Genomic DNA, 24,630 nt, shown 5'->3' with positions numbered 1-24,630 from the left:
ATGTGCGCCCGTCATGGCGTGGCGGGAGCGGGAACGCGGCGTCCCTGGCGGTCGATGTGGAACCACTCCCCGCCCTCCATCGGGATGTGGCCCTGGGCGTCGGCCGGGCCGCGGCGGCAGCCGTTGCAGACCTGCGCGATGCCGTCGGTGAACGGCCAACCGAAGTCGAAGGTGGCCGGGAAGGCCTGCCCCAGGCGGGCATCGAAGTAGCCGATGCGTGCGCCGACGCGGCCGCGCATCAGGCCTTCAGCGAGCGGGTCCGGACCGTTGTCCCACGTGATGACCGCCTGGGTGCGGCCCTGCCGGTTGACGTAATGGAAGCTGTCGCCGGCCCACACGACCGCCAGTCCGTCGTCGTCGTAATCGAGCTGGGCCAGCGTCTGTTCCTCGATGCGGGGGCTGCCTGCCTCCAGGGTGCAGCCGGGCAGCATCCACAGCCCGTGTTCCTGGGTGAGTACCTTGCACTCCGGCGCCTGGGCATGCGCTGCAACGCATGCGAGCAGGCTGGCGAGCAGGCTGGCGGGCAGCCGCAGGCGCCGCGCGTGGCGCCTGCGGCGTGCCGGATGCGGGGTGCCCGTCATCAGGGCGCCCCGGCCTTGCGCTCGAAGGCCGCTGGCGTCGGCAGGTTCACCGGTACGCCCTTGGCATCGCAGGTGCCGGCCGCACACAGCCGCTCGCGCAGGCGCGGGGTGGCCTGGACGATCATGTGATAGATGGCGTTCTGCTCCATCGTGCCGCGGATGGCCTTGCTGCCGGGGCCGCGCGCCCAGATGCCGACGTCTTCGCCGCCGTGGGTTTCGCTCTTGGTCGGAACCAGTGCTTCCTGCATGTAGTCGGGGTGTTCGGTATCCACATGGGACAGGTCCGGCCGGCCGCTGGCCGCCTCGAAGCTGCTGGGGTTGTGCGGGTAGGTCTTGGGGCCGGCCGGCTGCTGGTTGGTGGTGCCGGTGTAGCCGGGACCATTGGCATAACTCAGCGTTGTGTAAGGCAGGCCGAGGCCGTCGCGGGCGACGTCGAGCGCACCGGAACCATCTTCGCCGCCCTTGTCCTTGACCTTGCCGAGGATCGGATTGCCGCGCGCCGGGTAGCCGACGAAGTTCAGCGTGTGCGAGTGGTCGGCGGTGACGATGATCAGGGTGTCCTGGTCGGACGTCGCGTCGACGGCGGCGCGCACGGCATCGGAGAGGGCCACGGTGTCGCTCAGGGCACGGTAGGCGTTGCCGCTGTGGTTGGCGTGGTCGATACGCGCGCCTTCGACCATCAGCACATAGCCTTCCTGGTGGCGGGACAGGTTGGCGATGGCGGCCCGGGTCAGCTCGGCCAGGCTCGGTTCGCCGGCCGGGTCGTCCTTGCGCTCGATCTCATAGCGCATGTGGTCCGGTTCGAACAGGCCAAGGATTGCCGGTGCGTTGGCGGCAGCCTGCAACTGTTGGGCGTTCCAGACATAGGCGCCCTGCGGATGCGCCTGCTGCCATTCGGTGACCAGGCTGCGGCCGTCCAGCCGCTGGCCGACCTTGTCGTCGTACTCGGGGTCGCGCTCTTCAACGGTGGTGAATTCGCCGCGCCCGCCGCCGAGGGCCACCAGCGGGCCGCGTCCGTACCGCGACGTGGACAGCAGCTGCTGGGCGATGTCCTTGCAGCCGGCTGCCTTGGCGGCATCGGGCAGGTCGGTATCGTTTTCCCAGTTGCGCTCGGGCGAATGGGCATAGGTCGCCGCCGGGGTGGCGTGGGTCAGGCGGGCGGTGGAGACCACGCCGGTGGCCATGCCGGCACTGTCGGCCAACTGCAGCCAGGTCAGCAGTCCCTTGTCCAGGCTGTCGGCGCAGTCGGTGCGCTGGCCGGCGCTGACGCCGATGGCACCCATGTGGGTCTTCACGCCGGTGGTGATGGCGGTCATGGTGCCGGCCGAGTCGGGGGTCTGCGAGTCGGTGTTGTAGGTTTTGCTGAATGCGGTGGCCGGGAAGCGCTCCCACGACAGCAGGTTTTCTTCGCCCGGGTTACCGTTGCGCTGGCCTTCGAAGATGCGTGCGGCCGCGACGGTGGTCAGGCTCATGCCATCACCGAGGAAGAGGATCACGTTCCTGGCCCGCCCCTGCATGGCCCCGTTGCCGGCCGCGCGGGCAGCCCCGCTGCGGTACCACCACTGCGGGGTTTCACCGGCAGGATGGGCCACGGGCGGCACATCGACCTGGATGGCGGCCGGGCCGTTGCGGGAGGTGGAGGCGGGGGTGGCACAGGCGCCGAGCAGCAGCGTGGTGGCGATGGCCACCACCAGGGACGTGGAACGGGACATGGACAGGCATATCTCACAGGTGAATCGGGCGTTCATTATGCAGAACGGCGCAAGGCACGCCGATGACACGCTGATTTTCTGTCCACACCTCGTTCCGGGCGCCGGCTTGGGCTATCGTGCCCAGCTGTCAAATCCTCTCTGGAATGCTCATGAAGCTGGTCTCTGCGTGGTTGCGGATTCCGTTCTGGCAACGTGTGCTGGGCGGCTTCGTGCTGGGTGCGCTCGCCGGCTGGTTGCTTGGGCCGGCGGCGGAAACCTGGTTCGGTCCGCTTGGTGATCTGTATGTCACGCTGATCAAGATGATTGCGGTGCCGCTGGTGTTCTTCGCGGTGATCAATGCCATTTCATCGCTGCACGGGCAGAAGTCGGTGGCGGCGCTGGGCGGGCGGACGTTCCTGTGGTTCATCATCACGGCGGCGTTGGCGGTGTGCGTCGGCCTGGCGGTAGGCACGCTGATGCAGCCGGGCACCGGCAACCTCAGTCTGAGCATGGACCACGGCTACACGCCACGGGAGGTGCCGAGCATCGTGAAGGTGCTCATGGACGTGGTGCCGTCCAATGTGTTCTATGCGCTGACCGGCATCGGCACCAAGGTGAATGCCGCCGGTGAGACGGTGCTCGCTGCCGGGCGCGGGTCGATCCTGCCGGTGATCTTCTTCGCGGGCCTGCTCGGCTTTGCGATGGTGAAGCTGGGCGACAAGGTGGCCGAGGCGCGCAAGCTGACCGGTCAGCTGAGCGACATCATGATCCAGGTGACGCGCTTCGTGCTGGAGATCACGCCGCTGGGAACGTTCGGTCTGATCGCCGGGCTCGTCGGCAGCTACGGGTTCGAGAAACTGCTGCCGCTGGGCAATTTCGTCCTGGCGCTGTACGTGGCCTGTACGCTGCACATCGTGGTGGTCTACGGGAGCCTGCTGCTGGCACACGGTCTGAATCCGCTGAAGTTCTTCCGGGGGGCTGCACCGGGCATGCAGGTGGCGTTCGTGAGTTCGTCCAGTTTCGCGGCGATGCCGGCGGCGATGCGCTCGATCACGCACAACCTGGGCGTCAACAAGGACTACGCCTCGTTCGCGGTGCCGCTGGGCGCGAGCATCAAGATGGACGGCTGCGGGGCGATCTATCCGGCGCTGTGCGCGGTGTTCATCGCCCAGTACACGGGCGTGCCGCTGACGCCGGAGCAGTACATCGTGGTGTTGATCGCCTCGGTGCTGGGCAGCTTCGGGACCGCGGGCGTGCCGGGCACGGCGGTCGTGATGGCGACGGTGGTGCTGAGCGCGGCGAACCTGCCGCTGGAGACGATCGGCTACCTCTACGCGATCGATCGCATCCTGGACATGATGCGGACGATGACGAACGTGACCGGGCAGATGCTGGTGCCGGTCCTGGTGGCCAAGGAAACCGGGTTGCTGGATCGTGCGGTCTACGACAACCCGTCGACCAACCTGGGTGTGGACGAGGGCGAAGAACGCCCGTCCTGATCGCACACCGTGCGGATGGGCACGTCGCACAGGGCCGGCATCTGCCGGCCCTGTCTGTGTGGGGCGGACACCGCCTGCCGCCCGAATCTGATGGATGCTCCTTCTCTCCTCGCTGACCACGCACCGTAACGCGGTGTATCAGGGGGGTGTAACAGCGTTGATACAGGCCCGCCACCGTTGACGCTGCGGGGCGCGCCGCCTGTCCCCGCGCACGTTCAGGCAACGATTTTCCCACGCGGATGTAACACCGATGAAGCGGCTGCCGCGTGCGAACGCCGGCAAGGCCTTGTCGTACGGGCCTGCTGGACTTGGCACGATTGCTGCGATGTCCCTGCGCATGTTTTCGGGAGTTCGCCATGGACAGCATCGCCGCACGCAGGACACCGCGCTTCAGCCCCTGGTGGCTGGCCGCAGTGATGGTACTGCCGCTGGCCGCCACGGCCTCCGGCGCACGTCAGGGGGTGAAGGCCCAGCCGGGTGAAATCGTGCTGCTGCGCGATGTGTCCACCCGGCCGGCGTATCGTCCCGCACCGCCCGGGATCGCCCTGATTGCCGAGCCGTCGCCCCGTCGCGAAGTCGGCCAGGCGCTGGGCACCTCGACCGGGATGGATGAACTCAGCGACGACGACTATGCCTCGCTCGGGTCCAATACCGGCGCAGGCGCCGCCCACGGGTCGACCACGATCGAACGCGTGACCGGCCAGACCGTCAACAACACACTGGGCAAGGTCACCGACAACGGCATGCTGTCCGGCGGACAGTTCAGCAACACCATCGGCGGCTCAATGGGCGCGGTGGGCAATGCCACGCGCGGCATCGGCGACCAGGTGCGGGGCGCGCTGGCGCAGTTCCCGCTCGGCCAGCCTGCAGGCGGACCCGGCAAATGAGCGCCTGGCTGCGGGGCAGTGCGCTGACGCTCGCGCTGATCGTTCCGGCTGTCGCCGCGGCGCAGTCCGGCGACGATTACGCCGCGATGCTGTCCTACCTCAACCACAGCCGCATGGACGGCCGTGCGCTGGCCGGCGCCAACGGTGCGATGAGCGTGAACATGGTGGCCGGCGATCTCAACCAGCAGGCCAACCTCATCGGCATCGCCAACGGGCAGCGCGCCAGTGTTGCCGTCCAGGCACAGCAGCGCCAGACCGGCGACCGCGTGCTCGCCGACGGCCCGATGGATGCCAGCGCGAGCATCGGCGGACAGGCACTGCGCGGCGCCAGCGGCGTCGCATCGATCAATCAGGCCAGCGGCAACGGCAACGCGACGCTCAACGTCGTGACCGCGACGCTGGCGCAACAGGGCATACGCGAAACCACCGACGAGGCTCTGGCCGCGTCGGGTGCGCTCGCGTCAGCAGGGGGGCAGGCGACCGTCAACGACGGCCGGCCGGCTGGAACCCGCAGGGTGGCGGTGGAAGCGACCGCACTGCAGGGTTTCGACGGCGTCCTGCAACTCAATCAGATCGCGGGATCCGGCAACGCCACCGCAAATCAACTGAGCATCTCGGTGCAGTCCACCCCGTGAGTAGTCACATCCACCCGATTGTCTGTGATGAGAGAGAGGGCACCATGAACACCACCATGAAGCGGACCGTACTCGCAGTCGCCATCGCTGCGGCATCGGCCACGGCCGGCGCCAACGGCTGGGGCAATGACCGTGACAACCAGAACCAGAGCGCGAACATCAATCACCTGCACAATGTGAGCGAGACCCGCACCAACACCAACACCGATACCAACACCGAAACCAACACCAACACCGATTCGCGGACCTGGAACCGGACCTGGAACAACACCCGCAACACCAACACCACCACCAACACCACCGTCAACGAAGACGTCACCCGCAACCGCGATGTAACGGTCAACGAAGACGTCAACAAGACCAGCAACATCCAGGCCGACGAGCGCAAGGAAAAGAACAACCACGGCGTGGACGTGAACCTGGAGAAGGATCTGCGTCTGAGCTCGGACATCAACTTCTCCGGCGATCCGGAGATCACCGGCTCGATCGACCTGGACTCGGCCGCGATCGCCATCATCGACAACCGCCAGTCGGTCACCAACAACATGGCGGGCAACAGCCTGGTGACCAACAGCGCTTCGATCGCCGATGACGTCGGCGCCGATGCGTCCGGCAACCTCGGCTTCAACGTTGCCGCCGGCGACAACAATGCCCAGGACAACGCCGCATCGCTGTCCGCGGCTGATGCGTCCTTCAGCTTCGGCATGGCCGACGCCGAAGTGTTCGTCAACCAGTACGGCGCAGGCAACACCACCCTCAACTCCGGCGTGACCAACGCGGCGGGCCTGGGCGGCAATGCCTTCAGCGGTGCGTCCGGCAACATCGGCGTCAATGCCACCTCCGGCAACAACAACGAGCAGAAGAACGCGCTCGCCGCCTCGGTGGCCACCGCGGCCTATGCCACCTCGAGCATCAGCTCCAACCAGGTCTCCAGCGGCAATACCGTCAGCAATGCCGGCTATCTGCAGCGCATGACCGATACCGTGGACGTGAGCCTGCGCGGCCGTGTCGCCGGCGGGACCCTCGCGGTGGGTGCGGGCCGCTACAGCGGTACCGGCAACGCCTACCAGAAGGACAACTACTACCTGGATACGTGGAATGGCGAGCTGGACCATCCGAGTGGCAATGCAACGGGCCACATCGACATGGATAACGACATCCAGAACGCGACGGCGAATCCGAATCGCCAGGGTGTGGGCGGTATCGCCTTCGATACCGACGAGAGCGGCACCAGCCAGTTCGTCGAACTGGGCGTGGCCGACCTGTACGCGAGCCTGAGCGGCACCGTCTCCACCACCCGCTGGGTGGCGGTGAATGCAACCAACACCGCGGCCCTGTCCGGCAGTGCGTTCTCCAATGCCTCCGGCAACATCGGGGTGAACGTGTCGGCGGGTACCGGCAACCTGCAGGCCAACAGCCTGGCGCTGGCCGTGGCGCAACCCTCCACCGGCGGCGGTGGCGGCGGCACCGGCGAGTAAGTCTGTCCGTTTTCGCAAGCAGTACGCGTTGAGCGCAACAAACCCGGCCATCCGCCAATGGCCGGGCTCCCCGGGAGCCCCTGTCCCTTCTCCCCCTTTCGGGGCAGGGGCTCCTTCCTGAGCCGGAGAAGGCAATGTCCAACCGTTTTCGCATCTGGATGCTGGTGTGGGCGTTGTCGCTGCTGATGCTGCCGATGGGCGCGGTACGCGCCGGCGATGTCGGCTTCAGTGGCGTGCTGCCCAATGGAGCGGTGCTGACCCAGCGTGTGGAAAGCATGCAGGAACGGCGCTTCCGCAACATCGTGCGGCAGCACACCGACTACAGCTGCGGCGCGGCGGCGCTGGCCACGATCCTGCGCTACGCCTACCACCTGGAGGCGGACGAAGGCACGGTGATCGAAGGGATGATGGGGGTATCGGACCCCCAACTGGTGCACCAGCGTGGATTCTCGCTGCTGGACATCAAACGTTATGTGGAATCGATGGGCATGCGCGGGCGCGGCTACCGCGTCAACGAAGAGCGGTTGCGATCGCTGCGCGTGCCTGGACTGGTGCTGATGGACGTACGCGGGTTCCGTCACTTCGTGGTCCTCAAGCAGGTCCGTGGCGATGTGGTGGACGTGGCCGACCCGATCCTGGGCAACCGCAGCCTGCCCGTCAGTGAATTTCTCAAGGCGTGGCCGTCGCGCGCCGTGTTTGTCGTGATCGGCAGTGATTTCGATCGCAACACGGTGCTGCTGCAGCCTGGCGAACGGCCCAGTGCGCGTTCGCTGTATGCCCGGCAGGGCCCGATCACCGACGCGGAACTGGTCGACTTCGGATTCACCCATGCCGACCTGTTTTAAGGAGTCAACATGAACATCGCAACGTGGACGCCCGGCGTGGTGCTGCTGACCGTGCTCGGCATGGCACCGGCGCATGCCGACGAAAGCCGGCCCGGCAAGGGACTGAGCGAGATCCCCGATCCGGAACTGAACCTCATGCGGGGACGCTACACCGTCGGTGGCAATACAGTGGCCTGGTTCGGCGTCACCATGATCTCGCAGTGGCAGACCGCCGGCGGCCAGTCGGCGCAGAGCGCGCTGAAACTGGGCATGGACTTCACCCAGGGCAGCACCCCGCGTATCACCTTCGCGCCCAGCGTCAGCGTTACCGCCGCCGATGCTCCGCTGCCGGTCACCACCGGTCGCAGCATCGATGCCAGTGGCCTGCAGAACGTGGCCGGACTCAGCCAGACCATCCAGGTCGCCGGCGACGGCAACCAGGCCAGCAATGCCACCCGGCTGACCGTGCGTGACGGTGTTGCGCCGCCCGCCGGTAGCGACAGCGCGCACGTGGCCTCACTGCAGCGCGATGGGGTCAGTGCCATTGCCCAGCTGGACGGCAACAGCGCCAAGGTGCAGTTGCAGATCGAGGGCGCCGGCGCGGTGCAGCAGTGGATCCGCAACGGCAGCGTCGGCCAGAGCATCGCGCTCAGCAGCGACGGCCAGGCGGTGAGCAATCGCCTGCAGATCGATCTGGTCAGGCAGTCCCTGGTCAACAACGTCCCGCTGAGCCAGAACGTGGCCCAGGCGATGACGCTGGTACGGGGTGTAGGCATGGGGCCGGGCCAGTAAGGCAGGACCGGCAAGGGGGCGACAACACAACCGTGGGCCAAGGCAATGCACACTTCGATACGGGCAACACCGCTGGCGCTGGCGGCGCTGGCACTGATGGCAGCGGCGGGCGCGCACGCGCAGCAGCCAGCCGGCAACGACCAGGCCGACGTGAAGGCACTGATGGCGCAGCTGGAAACCCTGAAGGCGAATTACGCCCAGGAAGTGCGGCGGTTGCGCGAGCTGGACATGCAGGTCCAGGCGATGCAGGCACGCCTGACCGGCAAGACCGCACCGGTCGCGGCGGCGGGTGCTGCGGCACCCCCGCCACTGCCTGCCGGCACACCGGCGGCACCGGTGGGCGGCGAGGGCTATGCGAGCAGCGCCGAAGAGGCGCGGCAGGCCAAACAGGAATCGCGGCGCAGCGTGGATGACGTCAAGCAGCAGCAGGCCGCGTTGTTCAGCCGTCGCTTCACCCTGGAAAACAGCCTCACCTACGCCCGCTACGATCGCAAGCAGCTCAGCCTCAACGGCTTCCTTGCCCTGGACGCGATCTTCCTCGGCAACATCGCCATCGAGAACGTGGAGTCCGACACGCTGACCTACAACCTGGCCGCGCGCTGGGGTGTCAGCCCGCGCCTGACCTTGAACATGGACGTGCCCTACCTGGCGCGAAAGACGGTCTTCCAGAAGGGCGGTGCCGGTGGCTCGGCCGCGGCGATCGCGCAGGAGGAAACCACCGGCAACGGAATCGGCGATATCGGCGTCAGCGCCAATTACAAGCTGTTTTCCGAACATGGGCGGTGGCCGGAGACGGTGCTGACCGTGGGGGCCACCGCGCCCACCGGGCGTGCGCCGTACGGGTTGGACTGGAAGGTGCTGGAACGCGATGACGACGACTTCATCCGCTTTGCGGTCCCCGAGCAGCAGCCCACCGGCAATGGCGTATGGCAGGCCAACGTCGGCCTGTCGGCGGTGAAGACCGCCGATCCGGCGATCCTGTTCGCCAACATCGGCTACATCCATTCCTTCCCGCGCAGTTTCGACGACATCGATGCCAATCCGGATACGGTCAACCCCGGCGACGTGAAGCTCGGCGGCTCGTACTACTTCGGTGCCGGCGTCGCCTTCGCATTCAATGAGCGCACCAGCCTCAGCATCTCCTTCAGCGACAAACTCAGTGCGCGCGCCTCCACGCGGTATCGCAACGGCCAGTGGCTGAAGGTGATCGGCAGCGACGCCAATGCCGGCACGCTCAACCTCGGCATCACCTATGCGCTCAATCAGAACACCACGCTGGTGAGCCTGCTCGGCATCGGCCTGACGCCGGACGCGCCGGACTTCACCCTGGCGTTCAAGGTGCCGTACATGCTGTAAGGCATCTCGACGCCAGGCCCTACCGCAGTTCCGGCAGGGCCAGCTGGTGCTTGCGACACAGGCGGTAGATGGTGACCCGCGAGACCTGCATCGTGCGGGCACAGGCGCTGATGTTGAAGTCGCTCTGGCGCAGCGCATGCAGCAGCGTTTCACGCTCGGCCACCTGGCGGGCGTCGTGCAGGCCGCGGTGCGCGGTCGGCAGCAGCGGCTGCCCCAGTTCCAGGTCGGTGGCGCTGATCAGCTCGGTTTCGGCGACGATCGCCGCGCGCTGCACGCGGTTGAGCAGCTCGCGGACATTGCCCGGCCAGTGGAAGCGCTCAAGCGCACGCAATGCGTCGGCGCTGAAGCCGCGCGCGCGGGTGGCATGGCGGTGGCGGAAGCTGTCCAGGAAGTGACGGGCCAGCAGCACGATGTCGCTGCCGCGCTCGCGCAGGGGGGGCAACGGCAGCCGCAGCACGTTGAGCCGGTAGAACAGATCGCGGCGGAACCGGCCCTGTTCCACCGCCGTTTCCAGATCCACATGGGTGGCGGCAAGCACGCGCACGTCCACGGCCAGCGGGCGGTTGCTGCCCACGCGTTCGACCGTGCCTTCCTGCAGCACACGCAGCAGGCTGGTCTGTGCGTCCAACGGCAGGTCTCCGATCTCATCCAGCAGCACCGTGCCGCCATTGGCGGTTTCGAACAGGCCGAGCCGCCGCGCTGCCGCGCCCGTGAAGGCACCGCGCTCGTGCCCGAACAGTTCCGACTGCACCAGGGCGGCCGGGATGGCCCCGCAGTTGACCGCCATGAACGGGTGCGCGTGGCGGGGCGACAACGCATGCAACGCCTGCGCGGCCAGTTCCTTGCCAGTACCGGTTTCGCCGGTGATCAGCACCGGCAGCTCCACCGGCGCGAATTTGCGCAGCGCCGCGCGGGTGACCTGCAGCACCGCACTGTCGCCGATCAGTGCCTGTGGACCGGGTCCGCTGCGCGCGCCGTCGCCGTCGGCGAGTTCCTGCAGGCGCAGCACCAGGTGCGGCATGTCCACCGGGGCACGATAGGTGGCCACGCAGGCCTCCAGCAGCGCGTCCACGGCCGGCGAGGGGGGCAGCCCGGTGGAGGGAACGATCGCCAGCAGGCTCATGTGGCGATGCTCCACCAGCAACTGCTGCAGAGGGGCCAGTTGGGCCGGCACGCCATCGCGCAGGTCGAGCAGACCGACGATCTGGTCGCTGCCACGCATGCCGATGCTGGCGCACTGCTCGGGCGCCACGCCCCGGACCTGCCAGCCTGCCGCCGCCAGCGCGGCACGTTCGTTGGCCAGGGGGCGCCCAAACCAGATCACACACCGGGCCGGGAATTCAGGGACTGCCGCCATGCGTCACCTTGTCGAGAAGAACAGGGGCGGCATCAGGTCCTGGACGGGTGCTCCGAACGTGCCGCCCCACGCCCGGTCCGCTACTCCCCGGCGTTTGGCACGGGGAGATCGCCAGCGAAGAATGCCTGCACGACAGAAGGAACAACGCCGGTTGGCGGCGGTACCGGCCAGCGGCAAGGGCCGGTTCGGAAACCAAAAAAAAGCCGCTGCAAGGCAGCGGCTTTCCCGGCGGGCGGTGGCGGCAGGCTCAGAGCTCGACGCGACGGGCCTGCATGAACTTGGCGCTCCAGTAACCGGTGACCAGGCTGTCCACACGGACGTCCTTGCCGGTGCTGGGGGCGTGCAGGAAGCGGCCTTCACCGACATAGATGCCGACGTGGTCGACCCGGCCCTTGCGGCCGAAGAACACCAGGTCGCCGGCTGCCAAGGCGTTGCGGTCGTTGATCAGTTCGGCCTCGCCGTCATGGGCCATCTCGCGCGAGACGCGCGGCAGTTCGATGCCCAGAGCGGTACGGAACACGTAACCGACCAGGCCGCTGCAGTCGAAGCCGCTGTCCGGCGAGGTGCCGCCCCAACGGTACGGGGTGCCCAGCAGGGTCATCGCGCGGCGCAGCAGGGACTGCACCTTGCCGTTGTCGGCGGCGCTGCCGACCACGGCGCCGGTGCTGGCGTCGTAATTGGCGAGCAGGCGGCTCAGATCGCCGGCGACCATCGCCGAGCGGTCCATCAGGGGAATGGTGTCGTTGGCCGCCAGGTGCGGAAGCAGGGCGGCGAGGGTGGCGCTGGCAGCGGCATCGGCCTTGCTGCGGGCCGGCGCTTCAGCCTTGGGACGGGCCGGCGCGGTGGAATCGGGGGTAGCGGTGACGGCGGGTGCAGCAGCCTCGGAGCCGGTCGTCGGAGCGGTCTGGGCCCAGGCCGGAAGGCTGGCCAGGCAGAGCGCGAAAGCGAGGAGGGCGGGTCGGGCGCTTCGCCGGGAAGCGGCGGTCTGGCCTTTGCAAGTCAGGTCGTCTGTCGTCACGCGGCGGTCACTGAATAAAAACGATGGGTGATCATGCCGTGTAAGACCTGTGATTTGGTACAAATTCCGTTAAATTTTCGTTTTACTAGGTGTGATATTCGTCACAAATTTGGACCTTGCCCCTGTTCAGCTTAGTGCAGGACACGTTTCGCCCCTGTGTAATGGTCCTTCCAGTACGCGCCACCGAGCGAATCCAGCCGCACCGTTCCACCGGTGCTGGGGGCGTGGACAAACCGCCCTTCACCCACATAGATGCCGACGTGCGAGACGCTGCCGCGGCTGCCGAAGAAGACCAGATCGCCCGGCGCCAGCCGCTGCGGGTCGATCTTCGGCCCTTGGACGGCAGCCAGGTCGCGCGAGGTGCGCGGCAGGCGCAGGTCCAGCATTTCCCTGTACACGTAGGCGACCAGGCCGCTGCAGTCGAAGCCGGACTCGGGCGTGTTGCCGCCGTAGCGATACGGGGTGCCGACCAGACCGATGGCGCGCATCAGCACGGCGTTGGCCGCCGCCGGGTCGCTCGGTGCCACTGTGGGCCAGACCTGGCTGGCGGCGGGCGGGGACGAGGGACGGACCGCCTTGCCGCCACCGCAACCGGCGAGCAGGGCGACCGCGAGCAGGGCCAGCGCCCGGCGGACGGGCAGGCGGGTTGCGGGCGAAACTGGCGTCAGCTGCATGTTGTCCGGATAATGCGCCACCTTAGATGGCCGTCATCATGGCGGCGTATCCGGCGGGCGACAACCCGCCTCACCCGTCTGCCCGATGGCAGTCCCAGACAGAGTTGCGCATGAAGATCGAAAAAGACCGCGTCGTCCGTTTCCATTACACCGTCTCGGAACTCGGCCAGGAGCCGATCGAGAGCTCCAGGGATCGTGATCCGCTGGCGATCCTGATCGGCCACGGCAACATCATCCCGGGCCTGGAAAACGCCATGATGGACAAGGAAGCCGGCGCGACCTTCGCCGTCGACGTGAAGGCGGCCGATGCCTACGGCGAGCGCCGTGACGGCCTGAGCCAGCGCGTGCCCAAGAAGCACTTCGGTACCACCCGCCTGGTGCCGGGCCAGCAGGTCGTGCTGCAGACCAACTTCGGCCCGCGCGCGGTCACCGTGCAGAAGGTCGGCATGAGCGTGGTCGACGTCGACCTGAACCACCCGATGGCCGGCAAGGATCTGCACTTCGATGTGGAGATCGTTGAAGTGCGCGAAGCCAGCAAGGAAGAAATCGAGCACGGCCACGTGCACGGCGACGGCGGCCACCAGCACTGATTTTCCGCCAACGCGCTGTACCGCAACGGCCCGCTTCGGCGGGCCGTCTGCGTCTGCGGCGCCGCCATGCCGCGTCTGCGGCGCCATACTGTCCGCCCTTGCCCCCGGAACGCCCGTGAACGCAGCCGCTCCTTCCTTGCAGCCGATCGGTGCCGGCGAGCGCATCGCGGTGATCGACATCCTGCGCGGTTTCGCCCTGCTGGGCATTCTGCTGATGAACATCGAAGCGCTCAGCGGTCCGCTGGATCTGTCCTTCACCAGCATCGATCCGCACTGGCAGGGTGCCGACTACTGGACCGACGCGGCCATTTACGTGCTCGTCCAGGGCAAATTCTTCACCCTGTTCTCGCTGCTGTTCGGCGCCGGCTTCTCGGTGATGGCGCAGCGTGCGGCGGCCGCCGGCCGCGAATTCACCCCTTTCTACCTGCGTCGCAGCGCCGCGCTGCTGCTGATCGGCCTGTGCCATGCACTGCTGGTGTGGTCCGGCGACATCCTGGTGATGTACGCGTTGATCTCGCTGCCGCTGCTGGCCTGCCGCGAGGCGCCGCGCAGCTGGCTGCCGGTGATGGGTGTGGGCAGCTACCTGCTTGCGGCCGTGCTCTTGCTGCTGATGGGCGCGCTGATGGGCGCATTGGTTGCCAGTGGCGATCCGGGCGGGCAGACGCGCGAAGCGATGCTGCAGGCCCAGCAGACCATCGAACTGCAGCGGCAGGCGTATGGCTACGGCAGTTGGAGCCAGGCCGTCGCGCAGCGTTTCAGCGACCTTGGCGCGATGCTGTCGGGCATCATGATCGTCGGGCCGGAAGTGCTGGGCATGTTCCTGATCGGCAGCTGGTTCGCGCGCAGCGGCGCACTGGCCGAGCCGGCACGTTTCGCCGGCCTGTACGCGGCGCTGCGCTGGGTCGCGCTGCCGGTGGGGCTGGCGCTGATGCTGGTGAGTGCGTACTGGGTGCCGTATCTGGCCCCGGGCACATTCACGCCGGCCAGTGGGGCGGCCTACGCGCTGTCGTCGGTGGCCAGCCTGCTGATGTGCCTGGGCTACCTGGCCTGGGTCGTGCGCGTGCGCGATCGGCTGCACTGGCTGGCGCCGGTGGGGCGGATGGCGCTCACCCACTACATCGGCCAGTCGCTGGTCTGCACGTGGATCTTCTACGGATACGGCCTGGGCCTGTTCGAGCAGGTGCCGCGGCTGTGGCAGGTGCCGTTCGCGCTGGCGTTGTTCGGCGTGCAGGTACTCGTCAGCCATTGGTGGCTGCGGCACTTCCGTTTCGGTCCGCTGGAATGGGTGTGGCGCGCCATGACCTACCTGCAGTGGCCGCCCCTGCGCCGAGGCGACGCGCGCGCGTGAGCCCGGCATCGTCACGCATGGCTCGCGGCCGGGCGTGGCATGCTCGGGGTCCTGTCTGAAGGTGGGCGACCGTCCACCTGCCATCTGTTCGAGTACTGCCAATGACGACGCACTACGACTATGACCTGATCGTGCTGGGGGGCGGCTCCGGTGGCCTGGCGGCGGCCTTCCGCGCCGCGCAGCACGGTCGCCGGGTGGCCATGCTGGAGCCCGGTGAACTCGGCGGCACCTGCGTCAACGTCGGCTGCGTGCCGAAGAAGGCCATGTGGCTGGCGGCCGATCTGGCCGGGCGCATCGGCCTGGCTGCGGCAATGGGCTTTGATGTTCCGCTGCGTCCGGCGCTGGACTGGAAGGAACTGGTGGTGCACCGCCAGGCGTACATCGCCAACATCCATGCCAGTTATCTCAAGCGCCTGGACGAGAACAAGGTGGTCCGCGTGCCGCGCCGCGGCCGTCTGGTCGATGCGCATACCGTGGAATGCAGCGACGGCGTGCGCATCAGTGCCGAGCACATCCTGATCGCCACCGGCGCGCATCCGCAGCGCCCGGATATTCCGGGGGCGGCGCTTGGGCTGGTCTCCGATGATTTCTTCAACCTGTGCAGTGCCCCGGCGCGCGTGGCCATTGTCGGCGGTGGCTACATCGCCGTGGAGCTGGCCGGCCTGCTGCAGGCGCTGGGCAGCCGGGTGACACTGCTGGTGCGTGGCGACCGCCTGCTGGAACGGTTCGACGCGGAGCTGACCGCGCAGCTCGCCGACAACCTGCGCCACCAGGGCGTGCAGCTGCATTTCGGCTATCGCCTGCGCGAGTTGCAGCGCGACGGCGATGCAGTGGTGGCGTTGGGCCATGACGGGCCTGCCGACGGGCAGTTCGACGCGCTGTTCTTCGCCACCGGTCGCCGCGGCAACAGTGCCGACCTCGGGTTGGAAGCGCTGGGCGTGGTGGTGGGCGACAAGGGCGAGGTGGAGGTCGACGCATGGCAGACCACGGCCGTGCCGAGCGTGCACGCGGTGGGCGACATTGCCGGCAAGGTCGGTCTGACCCCGGTGGCCATCGCCGCGGCGCGCACGCTGATGGATCGCCTGTTCGGCGGCCAGCCGCAGGCGAAGATGGACTATGAGAACGTCGCCAGCGTGGTGTTCTCGCACCCCGCGCTCGGCGCGGTGGGGCTGAGTGAGGAAGAGGCCTGCGCGAGGTACGGCGATGTACGCGTGTATCGCAGCAACTTCCGCCCGATGCTGCAGGCACTGGCCGACGGTACCCAGCGCAGCCTGTTCAAGCTGGTCTGCGTGGGCGAGGAGGAGCGTGTGGTGGGCGTGCACCTGCTTGGCGAGGCGGCCGATGAAATCCTGCAGGGCTTCGCGCTGGCGGTGAAGATGGGGGCGACCAAGGCGCAGTTCGATGCCACCGTGGCGATCCATCCGACCTCGGCCGAGGAAGTCGTGCTGATGCGATAACACGGCCATTCCAGCAAGGCCGTCGCGTCGGACGCGTGCGACAATCCCGTCCCGATTCCTCTGTTGCAGCCGCGCGCGCGGCTGCCCGCCGTCCTGATGCCGCCCACCGTGTCGTCGCTTCCCACCTCGTCCAGCCGCATCGCCGCCGGTGGCATCGCGCTGGCCGCGGTCGGTGCGATCGCGGCGTCCGGCAAGGCGGTGATCGTCAAGCTGGCCTACCGGCATGGCGTGGATGCGACCACGCTGCTGGCGCTGCGCATGCTGATGGCCTTTCCGCTGTTCGCCGCGCTCGCGGTATGGTCGGCGCGGCGCGCCACGGCGCTGTCATGGGCGGATCGGGGCAGGGTGGTGTGGCTGGGTTTCACCGGCTACTACCTGTCCAGCCTGCTCGACTTCCAGGGGTTGCAGTACATCAGCGTGACCCTGGAACGGCTGATCCTCTATCTCAATCCGACCCTGGTGCTGCTGATCAGCCTGGTGCTGCTGAAAAAGCGCCCCGGCCGCTGGCAGCTCGCCGCGCTCGTGCTGAGCTATCTCGGCGTGCTGCTGGCGTTTGGCCACGACCTGCAGCTGGAGGGCGGACGCATCGTGCTGGGCAGTGCGCTGGTATTCGCCAGTGCACTCAGCTATGCGTTGTACCTGTTCGGCAGCGGCCAAGTGGTGGCGCGGATCGGTGCGATCCGCCTGACCGCCTATGCCAGCTGCGTCGCATGCGTGCTGTGCGTACTGCACTTCGCGCTGCTGCACCCGCTGGCCGCGCTCGGCCAGGCGCCGGCGCCGGTGTATGGGCTGTCGCTGCTCAATGCGACGGTGTGCACCGTCCTGCCGGTGCTGGCGATCATGCTGGCGGTCAAGCGGATCGGCTCGTCGCTGGCTGCGCAGGTCGGTATGCTCGGGCCGGTATCCACCATCGTGATGAGTCTATGGCTGCTCGACGAACCGATGGGTCCCTGGCAGATCCTGGGGACCGCGCTGGTACTGGTCGGCGTGCTGCTGGTCAGCCGCGTGCGCGCGTGACGGGCGCGCCCCCGCCGGCAGGCGATGATCCGGCGGCCCAGGCCCGTGAACGCATCCTGGCGGTGATCCGGGCGATTCCGCGAGGGCAGGTGATGGGCTATGGCCAGGTGGCGGCCAGGGCCGGATTGCCGGGCCGGGCGCGATTGACCGCGCGCGTGCTCGGGCAGAACGAGGACCCCGACCTGCCGTGGCATCGGGTGCTGCGCTCTGACGGGCGCATCGCGATGCCGGAGGGATCGCGTGGCTGGCGTGAACAGACCCAGCGGCTGCGCGCCGAAGGCGTGGCGGTCGAACGCGGCAGGGTCAAGCACATGCCGCGCAGCGCCGATGATCTGGACGCGGCGCTGTGGGGTCCGGGCTGAGCGTTCGCCCGGGCCGGGTCGGGGGTGAACGGGCCGCGCTATGATGCACACGGTTCCAAAGGATGCCCCCATGTTCCCGCGACTGCCCACCGTCACCAAGGCGCTGTTGATCGCCAACATTCTGCTGTTTCTGCTGCAGCAGCCGTTCCTGCTCGGCAACGGCACGTTCGAGCCGTTCATGCTGCAGCCGCTGCGCAGCGGATTCGATCCGTTCTCGCCGGGCGGCAATTTCCAGCCCTGGCAGCTGCTGACCTACGGCTTCCTGCATGGCAGCGTGGGCCACCTGTTCTTCAACATGCTCGCACTGTTCATGTTCGGCGCGCCGCTGGAACAGACCTGGGGTGAAAAGCGGTTCCTCACCTATTACCTGGTCTGCGTGGTCGGCGCCGGGCTGTGCCAACTGGTGGTTGGCATGATGATGGAAAACCCGGCCACGGTGCTGGGCGCGTCCGGTGGCGTGTTCGGCCTGCTGCTGGCCTACGGCATGCTGTTCCCGAACCAGCGGGTGATGCTGCTGTTCCCGCCGATTCCGATGAAGGCACGCACCTTCGTGATCGTGTTCGGTGCGATCGAGCTGATGCTGGGCGCCACCGGCTGGCAGCCCGGCGTGGCCCACTTCGCCCACCTCGGCGGCATGCTGTTCGGCTGGCTGCTGATCCGCTATTGGCGCGGCCAGCCGCCGTTCAACCGTCGCCCGCCGGGCGGCCCGCGGCCCAACCATCTGCGTCGGGTCAAGTAGGACGGGGCAGGGCCGTCAGATGACGGTCGCAGGTCTGTACCGGCACGTGCTGGGCAGCGCCTTCGACGCGCTTCGTGTTCGTCGTCGAGATCGCCGTGCCGGTCACCGGCCTGATCGCCGCATACAGCGGCCCCCTGCAGCCAGAGCGGTAGTCCCGTGCGGCGCGGGCAGGCCGCAACGAAAAAGGCGCCCGGTGGGCGCCTTTTTCGTTACCTCACCGCGACAGGCTCAGCGCCAGACCTTGATCTGGTCGCCATCCACGCGCTGCATCGGCTGGCCCGGCTTGCAGCTGAAGGTCGCACCGAATGCCGGCAGGTTGGACAGCGGGCCATTGGTGCGCCAGCGGCCCGGCGCCAGGATGTCCGAGGTCACGCGCTGCGCCGCTTCGTTCGGCGACAGCTGCTGCGGCCACAGGGTGGCCCAGGCACGGAAGAAACCCTGGCGGGCGGCCGGCTTGGCGTTCGGTTCGACCGCGTTGTAGGCCTCCCACGCCAGTTCCAGGCCGGCCAGATCGGCCAGGTTCTCTTCGCGGGTCAGCTCGCCGTTGACCTTGGCGCCCTTGACGCCGGGGAACTCGTAGCCGCTGTACTGGGCGGCCACGCGGTTGCCGAACAGGGTCCAGGCGGTCTTGTCGGCCGGGGTCCACCAGCTGCGCAGTTCGCCCTTGGCATCCACCAGTGCGCCCTTGGCGTCGATGGCGCGGGTCAGCTCGTGCGCGACCAGCGCACCGAAGCTGCCGAACTTGTCGGCGGTGTCGGCCTTGGCGTTGAACACCGGGCCCTGCAGCACGGCGGCGGTGACGATCAGGCGGTTCTGCGCGATGTCATACGCCAGTGCCGGCTGCTGCGGCAGCACGTCCCAGCGGCGGTCCGCGTTGCCCTTGCCGATGCGCTTCATTTCCTCACGGTGGCGCCAGGTCGAGGCGATCAGCATGTTGCCGCCGAAGCTGCCACGGCCCATCGGCTGCACGGTGTAATCCAGGTCGCGCAGCGGGGTGCCGATTTCGATCTTCATCGCGGCCAGCTTGGCCTGTGCCTCGGTCTTGGCGTCCGCGCTCATCCAGGTGCTGCGCTTGACCGCTTCGATCTGCACTTCGCGCAGCTTGTCCACGATCAGCGCGGCCTGGCGGCGGTCATCGGCCGACAGGTGCTTGCTGGCGTACTCGCGGCCAAGCATCGGGCCGGCGGCCACGTTGATGGCATCCAGGGTCTGCTCCCAGCGCGCCGGGGCGATGGTCTCGCCGCGGATCACCCGGCCGCGGAACTCGAACTCGGCGTCGCGGTAGGCCTTGGACAGGTACGGTGCCATCGCATCGCCCACGCGCCAGCGCAGGTAGGCCTTCCACTGGTCCGGTTTGATCCGGGTGACCATGCCGTCGAGCTGCTTGAACAGCGCCGGATCGGACAGCGAAACCAGGTCGTCATTGACACCCTGCACCTTGAGGAACGCATCCAGCTGCAGGTTGCGGTACCGGCCGGTGAGTTCCTTGGTGGAGATCGGCGCATAGTTGTTGAACGGGTTGTTGATGCCGGCCAGCGACTGCGCGTTGCGCGCCAGCTCGGTCTCCAGCGCGATCACCGCCTGCGACTCGGCATCCAGCTTGGCCGCCGGCGTGCCGGTCAGCGCCAGGATCTGCTTGACGTAGGTGCGGTAGCGGCCCATCAACGCCACGGTGTCGGCATCGGTGCGGGTATAGAACGCCGGGTCGGGCAGGCCCATGCCGCCCTGCATGAAGTAGCCGATGTGGCGGTCCAGCGCCTTGAGGTCCACGTCCGGTGCGAAGTTGAAGGCCACCGGGATGCCCACCTGGTGCAGCGCGGCGATCGAGGCCGGCACGTCCTTGGCCTTCTTGATCGCGTTGATGCGGGTCAGCAGCGGGGCGATCGGGTTGGAGCCGTCGGCCTCGACCGCGGCCTCGTCCAGGCCGCTGGCCCAGAAGTCACCCAGCAGTTTCTGCACGTTGCCCTGCGGGGCCGTCATCGCGGCATCCAGCAGTTCGCGCTGCTGCACGCGGGTACGCTCGGCCATCAGGCCCAACGCCGTGGTGGCTCCCACCTGCGGCACCGGGTTGGACTTCAGCCAGGCGGCATTGGTCGCCTCGTAGAAATCGGTGCACTGCGCGCTGGCGGCCGGCGCGCGGGCGGCCTTTTTCTTGGGAGCGGCATGGGCGTCGTTGGCGGCGACCAGGGTGACCAGGCTGAGGCCCAGCGCGACGGCGAGCGGACGGAAGTTGGGCATGTAAAGCAAATCCATCGAGGATTGAAGATCGCGCGAGTGTACCAAGCCGCACCGCACGGCGGCATGCATGGCGCACCCTTCGTCGGGCCCAAAAGCAAAGGCCCGGAAATCCGGGCCTTTGCGGGTTCAACAGGTCAGGCGGGGCTTACCAGATCACCACCTGCTGGTCGCCGGTGCGGACCATCGGCGAACCGGCCTTGCACTGGAACGCGGCCGCGAAGCTCGGCAGGTTCGACGGCGCGCCCATCGCGCGGAACTGCGAAGGGGCGTGCGGATCGGTGGCCAGGCGGACCTTGGCGTTTTCCGGGGTGTACTTGGTGCGCCACACGGTGGCCCAGTTGAAGAAGAAGCGCTGGTCGCGGGTGAAACCGTCGATCTTCGGATCTTCCTTGCCGGCCGACGCCTTCTGCAGCGCGTCGTAGGCAGTGGCCAGGCCGCCCAGATCGGCGATGTTCTCGCCCAGGGTCAGGCTGCCGTTGACGTGCTGGTCGCCGACCTTGTAGCTGTCAAACTGCTTGACCAGCTTGCCGGTCAGGCCGCTGAAGTTCTTGGTGTCGGCCGGAGTCCACCAGTTCTCGAAGTTGCCGGTCGGCCCGAAGCGGCTGCCCTGGTCGTCGTAGCCGTGGGTCATCTCATGGCCGATCACCGCGCCGATGCCGCCGTAGTTCAGCGCGTCGTCGGCCTTGGGATCGAAGAACGGCGGCTGCAGGATGGCGGCCGGGAACACGATCTCGTTCTGCAGCGGGTTGTAGTACGCGTTGACCGTCTGCGGGGTCATGCCCCACTCGGTCTTGTCGACCGGCTGGCCGATCTTGGACAGCGCGAACCTGTAGTTGAACTCGTCCGCCGCGCGCACGTTGCCCAGGTAGCTGTCGCGGGTGGTGGTCAGGCCGCTCCAGTCACGCCACTTGTCCGGATAACCGATCTTCGGGGTGAAGGTCTCCCACTTGGCGATGGCCTTGGCCTTGGTCTCATCGCTCATCCAGGTCAGGCCCTGGATGCGTTCCTTGAGCGCGGCAGCCAGGTTCTTGACCAGCACTTCCATCTTCGCCTTGGCTTCCGGGGAGAAGGCGACCTTGACGTACAGCTGGCCGAAGGCTTCGCCCGCATCATCCTCGATGGTGCCGAGCACGCGCTTCCAGCGCGGTTTCATCTCCTTCTGGCCGTTGAGGATCTTGCCGTAGAAGTCGTAGCTTTCCTGCACGAAGGCGTCGGCCAGGTACGGCGAGGCGGTGTCCACGGTGCGGAAACGCAGGTAGGCGCGCCACACCGACGGGTCGGTATCGCCCAACGCCTTGCTCACTTCCTGGTGGAAGGCCGGCATGGCCAGCGAGAACGTCTCCGGCGTGGCAACGCCCTGGGCCTCGAAGAACTTGCTCCAGCTGAAGTTCGGGGTCAGCTTGTCGGCGTCGGCCACCGTGACCGGGTTGTAGTTCAGCTCGACGTTGCGCGACAGCTCCACGCTGGACTTGGAGGCCTTGGCCAGGCGGGTCTCGAACTTGACCACGTCGGCCGCCTGCTTGGCGGCGTCGGCGGCAGCCACGCCGGACAGCTCCAGCACCTTGGCCACGTGAGCCTGGTAGGCCTTCAGCTTGTCGGCGTACCTGGCGTCGGTGTAGTAGGTGGTGTCAGGCAGGCCCAGGCCGCCCTGGCTGGCGTACGCCATGTTCATGCTGGAGTTCTTGAAGTCCGCTTCCGGGCCGAAGGCGAACAGCACATTCTGGCCCTTGGCCGCGCTGCTGCGCAGGTAGTCGGCGATGGCGTCCTTGTTCTGCAGGCTGTCGATCGCGGTCAGGTCGGCCTTCAGCGGCTCGATGCCCTGTGCGTTGATCTTGGCCTCGTCCATGCCGGACGCCCAGAAGTCGCCGACGATCTTCTCGATGCCGGTCGGGTTCTTGATCGCGGCCACCTGCTCGGCGAGCTGGTGCTGGACGGTCACCGAGCGCTCGTCGAGGATGGTGAAGGCGCCCCAGCTGGTGCGGTCGGCCGGGATCTCGTTGGCGGCCAGCCACTTGCTGTTGACGTAGTCGCCGAACGCGGTGCACGCATCCAGGCTGGTATCCAGGTCGGACGGGTGGAAGGCGTTGTACGCCGGCAGCTTGGCCTCGTCCAGCGTCAGTGCGGGAGCAGCGGCGGGCGCCGGCGTGGCGGTGGAGGCGGCGCTGTCCGCAGCGGGCGTTTCGGTCTTGCCGCAGCCGACCAGCGCGGCCGAGACCGCCAGGGTCAGCAGAACAATCTTGGGTGTGCGAGAGATCACTTGAATGGCCTCCAGGCCGATGAGTCATGCGGAGTGCCCCCGGGAGGGCCGTGGGCCAGACGATACGCCGGTGGCCCAGCCTGCAAGGGTGTCGAAGGTCATGGCCGGTGGTCAAGGGGGACAGGCAGGCGGCCAATGCCCGGGCCGGGTACAGCGACCGGCCGGGATCGGCACGTCCCCGACGGCCGGGCAGCGGCCCATCCGGCGGTGTATATAGTGCCTATGGGACACGCATCGGCCCGGACGTGGGACGCGATCATCATCGGCGCCGGTCACAACGGCCTGGTGTGCGGCGCCTATCTGGCCCGCGCCGGCAAACGCGTGCTGATCCTGGAGCGCCGGGCCACGGTCGGCGGCGCTGCGGTGACCGAGACCTTCCATCCCGGCTTCCGCAATTCGGTGGCGTCGTACACGGTGTCGCTGCTGCAGCCGCAGGTGATCGCGGACCTGGACCTGGCCGGCCACGGACTGCAGGTGGTACCGCGCCGCATCAACAATTTCCTGCCGCTGCCGGATAACCGCTATCTGCTCGCCGGGCAGGGCAGGACCGCGGCCGAAGTGGCGCGCTTTTCCGCCCGCGATGCCGAACGCCTCCCGCTGTATGAGCAGCGCCTGGAGGTGTTTGCCGACGTGCTGCGCGCGCTCGCGCTGCAACCGCCGCCGAACGTGGGCGAGGGCGGCTGGCTGCATGCGCTGCCGGCGTTGTGGCAGGCAGGCAAACTGGGCAGGCAGCTGTACGCGTTGTCGCCGGCCCTGCGCCAGGAGCTGCTGGACCTGTTCACCATTTCCGCCGCCGAATACCTGGACCGCTGGTTTGAAAGCGAACCGATCAAGGCGCTGTTCGGTTTCGACGGCATCGTCGGCAACTATGCCAGTCCCCATGCGCCAGGCACCGCTTACGTCCTGCTGCATCACGCCTTCGGGCAGAGCAACGGCGTCAAGGGCGCCTGGGGCCACGCGCTCGGCGGGATGGGCGCGATCACCCAGGCGATGGCGGCGGCGGCGACCGCGGCCGGCGCCACCGTGCGCACCGGCGCGGGCGTGCGCCGCGTCCTGGTTGAACACGGTCGTGCGGTCGGCGTGGAAACGCTGGCCGGCGAGCGCATCGGCGCGCGCAGCGTGGTCGCCAACGTCAATCCGAAACTGCTGTACGAACGCCTGCTGGCGCCGGCCGAGGTGCCCGAGGCCACCCGCGAGCGCATGGCCCACTGGCGCTGTGGGTCCGGTACCTTCCGCATGAACGTGGCGCTGTCGCACCTGCCGTCCTTCACCTGCCTGCCCGGCCCGGGCGATCACCTCACTGCCGGCATCATCATCGCCCCCAGTCTGGATTACATGGACCGCGCCTGGCAGGATGCGCGGGCGCACGGGTGGTCGCGCGAACCGGTCGTCGAGCTGCTGATTCCCAGCACGCTGGACCCGTCGCTGGCGCCGCCGGGGCAACACGTGGCCAGCCTGTTCTGCCAGCACGTCGCGCCCCAGCTTCCGGACGGCCGGCACTGGGACGACCATCGTGAAGAAGTCGCCGACCTGATGATCGCCACGGTCGAGCGCCACGCGCCGGGATTCGCCGCATCGGTGCTGGGACGGCAGAGCCTCAGTCCCCTGGATCTGGAGCGCACCTTCGGGTTGATCGGTGGCGACATTTTCCACGGCGCGCTCAGCCTCAACCAGCTGTTCAGTGCGCGACCCATGCTGGGTCAGGCCGACTACCGGGGGGCGTTGCCGGGGTTGTATCTGTGCGGTGCGGGCACCCATCCCGGAGGCGGCGTCACCGGTGCGCCGGGCCACAACGCCGCCCGCGCCATCCTCGCCGACTAGCGGCGCAGC

At 67.8% G+C, this 24,630-nt stretch carries 21 protein-coding genes; 14 read left to right on the top strand and 7 right to left on the bottom strand.

Annotated features, from left to right (window positions below; genetic code table 11):
- Nucleotides 1-11 precede the first annotated feature (11 nt).
- On the bottom strand, nucleotides 12-581 hold the full coding sequence (locus OC534_RS09210; protein WP_262071692.1) for a WG repeat-containing protein: 570 nt from the start codon (nucleotides 579-581) through the stop codon (nucleotides 12-14).
- Nucleotides 581-2,293: an alkaline phosphatase gene (locus tag OC534_RS09205; RefSeq protein WP_262071691.1), complete on the bottom strand. Its 1,713-nt coding sequence runs from the start codon at nucleotides 2,291-2,293 to the stop codon at nucleotides 581-583. The genes OC534_RS09210 and OC534_RS09205 overlap by 1 nt, the downstream gene beginning before the upstream one ends.
- 149 nt (nucleotides 2,294-2,442) lie before the next feature.
- On the opposite strand from OC534_RS09205, the gene OC534_RS09200 reads away from it, so the two are divergent.
- The 7 genes from OC534_RS09200 to OC534_RS09170 all read left to right on the top strand — a co-directional run bounded on the left by OC534_RS09200 (nucleotide 2,443) and on the right by OC534_RS09170 (nucleotide 9,743).
- Nucleotides 2,443-3,771, top strand: coding sequence for a dicarboxylate/amino acid:cation symporter (locus OC534_RS09200; RefSeq protein ID WP_262071689.1), 1,329 nt, complete (start codon nucleotides 2,443-2,445; stop codon nucleotides 3,769-3,771).
- A gap of 356 nt (nucleotides 3,772-4,127) precedes the next feature.
- Nucleotides 4,128-4,658 (top strand): hypothetical protein, encoded by a 531-nt coding sequence (locus tag OC534_RS09195; protein WP_136003167.1) that lies wholly within the window; start codon nucleotides 4,128-4,130, stop codon nucleotides 4,656-4,658.
- A complete protein-coding gene (locus OC534_RS09190) occupies nucleotides 4,655-5,293 on the top strand; it encodes a hypothetical protein (protein ID WP_262071688.1) in 639 nt (212 codons plus the stop codon). The genes OC534_RS09195 and OC534_RS09190 overlap by 4 nt, the downstream gene beginning before the upstream one ends.
- A 44-nt stretch (nucleotides 5,294-5,337) precedes the next feature.
- Nucleotides 5,338-6,771, top strand: a complete 1,434-nt coding sequence (locus OC534_RS09185) for an adhesin (RefSeq protein ID WP_136003168.1) — start codon at nucleotides 5,338-5,340, stop codon at nucleotides 6,769-6,771.
- 134 nt (nucleotides 6,772-6,905) lie between these two features.
- Nucleotides 6,906-7,616: a C39 family peptidase gene (locus tag OC534_RS09180; protein WP_136003169.1), complete on the top strand. Its 711-nt coding sequence runs from the start codon at nucleotides 6,906-6,908 to the stop codon at nucleotides 7,614-7,616.
- A gap of 9 nt (nucleotides 7,617-7,625) precedes the next feature.
- Nucleotides 7,626-8,387 (top strand): hypothetical protein, encoded by a 762-nt coding sequence (locus OC534_RS09175; RefSeq protein ID WP_262071686.1) that lies wholly within the window; start codon nucleotides 7,626-7,628, stop codon nucleotides 8,385-8,387.
- A gap of 45 nt (nucleotides 8,388-8,432) precedes the next feature.
- Entirely contained in the window at nucleotides 8,433-9,743 is a 1,311-nt protein-coding gene (locus OC534_RS09170) for a hypothetical protein (RefSeq protein WP_017355803.1), read from the top strand.
- Between the two features lie 19 nt (nucleotides 9,744-9,762).
- Here OC534_RS09170 and OC534_RS09165 read toward each other — a convergent pair whose 3' ends face one another.
- From OC534_RS09165 to OC534_RS09155, 3 genes are all read right to left on the bottom strand, one after another.
- Nucleotides 9,763-11,100 (bottom strand): sigma 54-interacting transcriptional regulator, encoded by a 1,338-nt coding sequence (locus tag OC534_RS09165; RefSeq protein WP_136003171.1) that lies wholly within the window; start codon nucleotides 11,098-11,100, stop codon nucleotides 9,763-9,765.
- 247 nt (nucleotides 11,101-11,347) lie between these two features.
- Nucleotides 11,348-12,103: a C40 family peptidase gene (locus tag OC534_RS09160; protein ID WP_229296545.1), complete on the bottom strand. Its 756-nt coding sequence runs from the start codon at nucleotides 12,101-12,103 to the stop codon at nucleotides 11,348-11,350.
- Nucleotides 12,104-12,249: 146 nt separating this feature from the next.
- Complete coding sequence (locus OC534_RS09155; protein WP_026070738.1) at nucleotides 12,250-12,792, bottom strand: C40 family peptidase; 543 nt, start codon at nucleotides 12,790-12,792, stop codon at nucleotides 12,250-12,252.
- A gap of 110 nt (nucleotides 12,793-12,902) precedes the next feature.
- Here OC534_RS09155 and OC534_RS09150 point away from each other — a divergent pair, with 110 nt between their 5' ends.
- The 6 genes from OC534_RS09150 to OC534_RS09125 all read left to right on the top strand — a co-directional run bounded on the left by OC534_RS09150 (nucleotide 12,903) and on the right by OC534_RS09125 (nucleotide 18,305).
- Entirely contained in the window at nucleotides 12,903-13,382 is a 480-nt protein-coding gene (locus OC534_RS09150; protein WP_026070739.1) for a peptidylprolyl isomerase, read from the top strand.
- Between the two features lie 88 nt (nucleotides 13,383-13,470).
- Nucleotides 13,471-14,730 carry a DUF418 domain-containing protein gene (locus OC534_RS09145; RefSeq protein WP_153165238.1) on the top strand — a complete coding sequence of 420 codons (1,260 nt, stop codon included), beginning with the start codon at nucleotides 13,471-13,473 and terminating at the stop codon, nucleotides 14,728-14,730.
- A gap of 101 nt (nucleotides 14,731-14,831) precedes the next feature.
- A complete protein-coding gene (gorA, locus tag OC534_RS09140; protein ID WP_136003172.1) occupies nucleotides 14,832-16,187 on the top strand; it encodes a glutathione-disulfide reductase in 1,356 nt (451 codons plus the stop codon).
- A gap of 96 nt (nucleotides 16,188-16,283) precedes the next feature.
- Complete coding sequence (locus OC534_RS09135) at nucleotides 16,284-17,204, top strand: DMT family transporter (protein WP_026070741.1); 921 nt, start codon at nucleotides 16,284-16,286, stop codon at nucleotides 17,202-17,204.
- Complete coding sequence (locus OC534_RS09130) at nucleotides 17,201-17,566, top strand: MGMT family protein (RefSeq protein ID WP_017355811.1); 366 nt, start codon at nucleotides 17,201-17,203, stop codon at nucleotides 17,564-17,566. The genes OC534_RS09135 and OC534_RS09130 overlap by 4 nt, the downstream gene beginning before the upstream one ends.
- 70 nt (nucleotides 17,567-17,636) lie before the next feature.
- Nucleotides 17,637-18,305: a rhomboid family intramembrane serine protease gene (locus tag OC534_RS09125; protein ID WP_017355812.1), complete on the top strand. Its 669-nt coding sequence runs from the start codon at nucleotides 17,637-17,639 to the stop codon at nucleotides 18,303-18,305.
- Between the two features lie 228 nt (nucleotides 18,306-18,533).
- Here OC534_RS09125 and OC534_RS09120 read toward each other — a convergent pair whose 3' ends face one another.
- Both OC534_RS09120 and OC534_RS09115 read right to left on the bottom strand, forming a co-directional pair.
- Nucleotides 18,534-20,543: a M13 family metallopeptidase gene (locus tag OC534_RS09120; protein ID WP_153165194.1), complete on the bottom strand. Its 2,010-nt coding sequence runs from the start codon at nucleotides 20,541-20,543 to the stop codon at nucleotides 18,534-18,536.
- 145 nt (nucleotides 20,544-20,688) lie between these two features.
- Nucleotides 20,689-22,797, bottom strand: a complete 2,109-nt coding sequence (locus OC534_RS09115; RefSeq protein ID WP_262071703.1) for a M13-type metalloendopeptidase — start codon at nucleotides 22,795-22,797, stop codon at nucleotides 20,689-20,691.
- 225 nt (nucleotides 22,798-23,022) lie between these two features.
- Here OC534_RS09115 and OC534_RS09110 point away from each other — a divergent pair, with 225 nt between their 5' ends.
- Nucleotides 23,023-24,621, top strand: coding sequence for an NAD(P)/FAD-dependent oxidoreductase (locus OC534_RS09110; protein ID WP_153165236.1), 1,599 nt, complete (start codon nucleotides 23,023-23,025; stop codon nucleotides 24,619-24,621).
- Nucleotides 24,622-24,630: the final 9 nt, after the last annotated feature.

The organism is Stenotrophomonas sp. Marseille-Q5258, assembly GCF_946900935.1.
Classification (GTDB): Bacteria; Pseudomonadota; Gammaproteobacteria; order Xanthomonadales; family Xanthomonadaceae; genus Stenotrophomonas; species Stenotrophomonas nematodicola.
The sequence above is the reverse complement of the archived record's forward strand: the minus strand, read 5'-3'. Positions and strand labels throughout refer to the sequence as shown.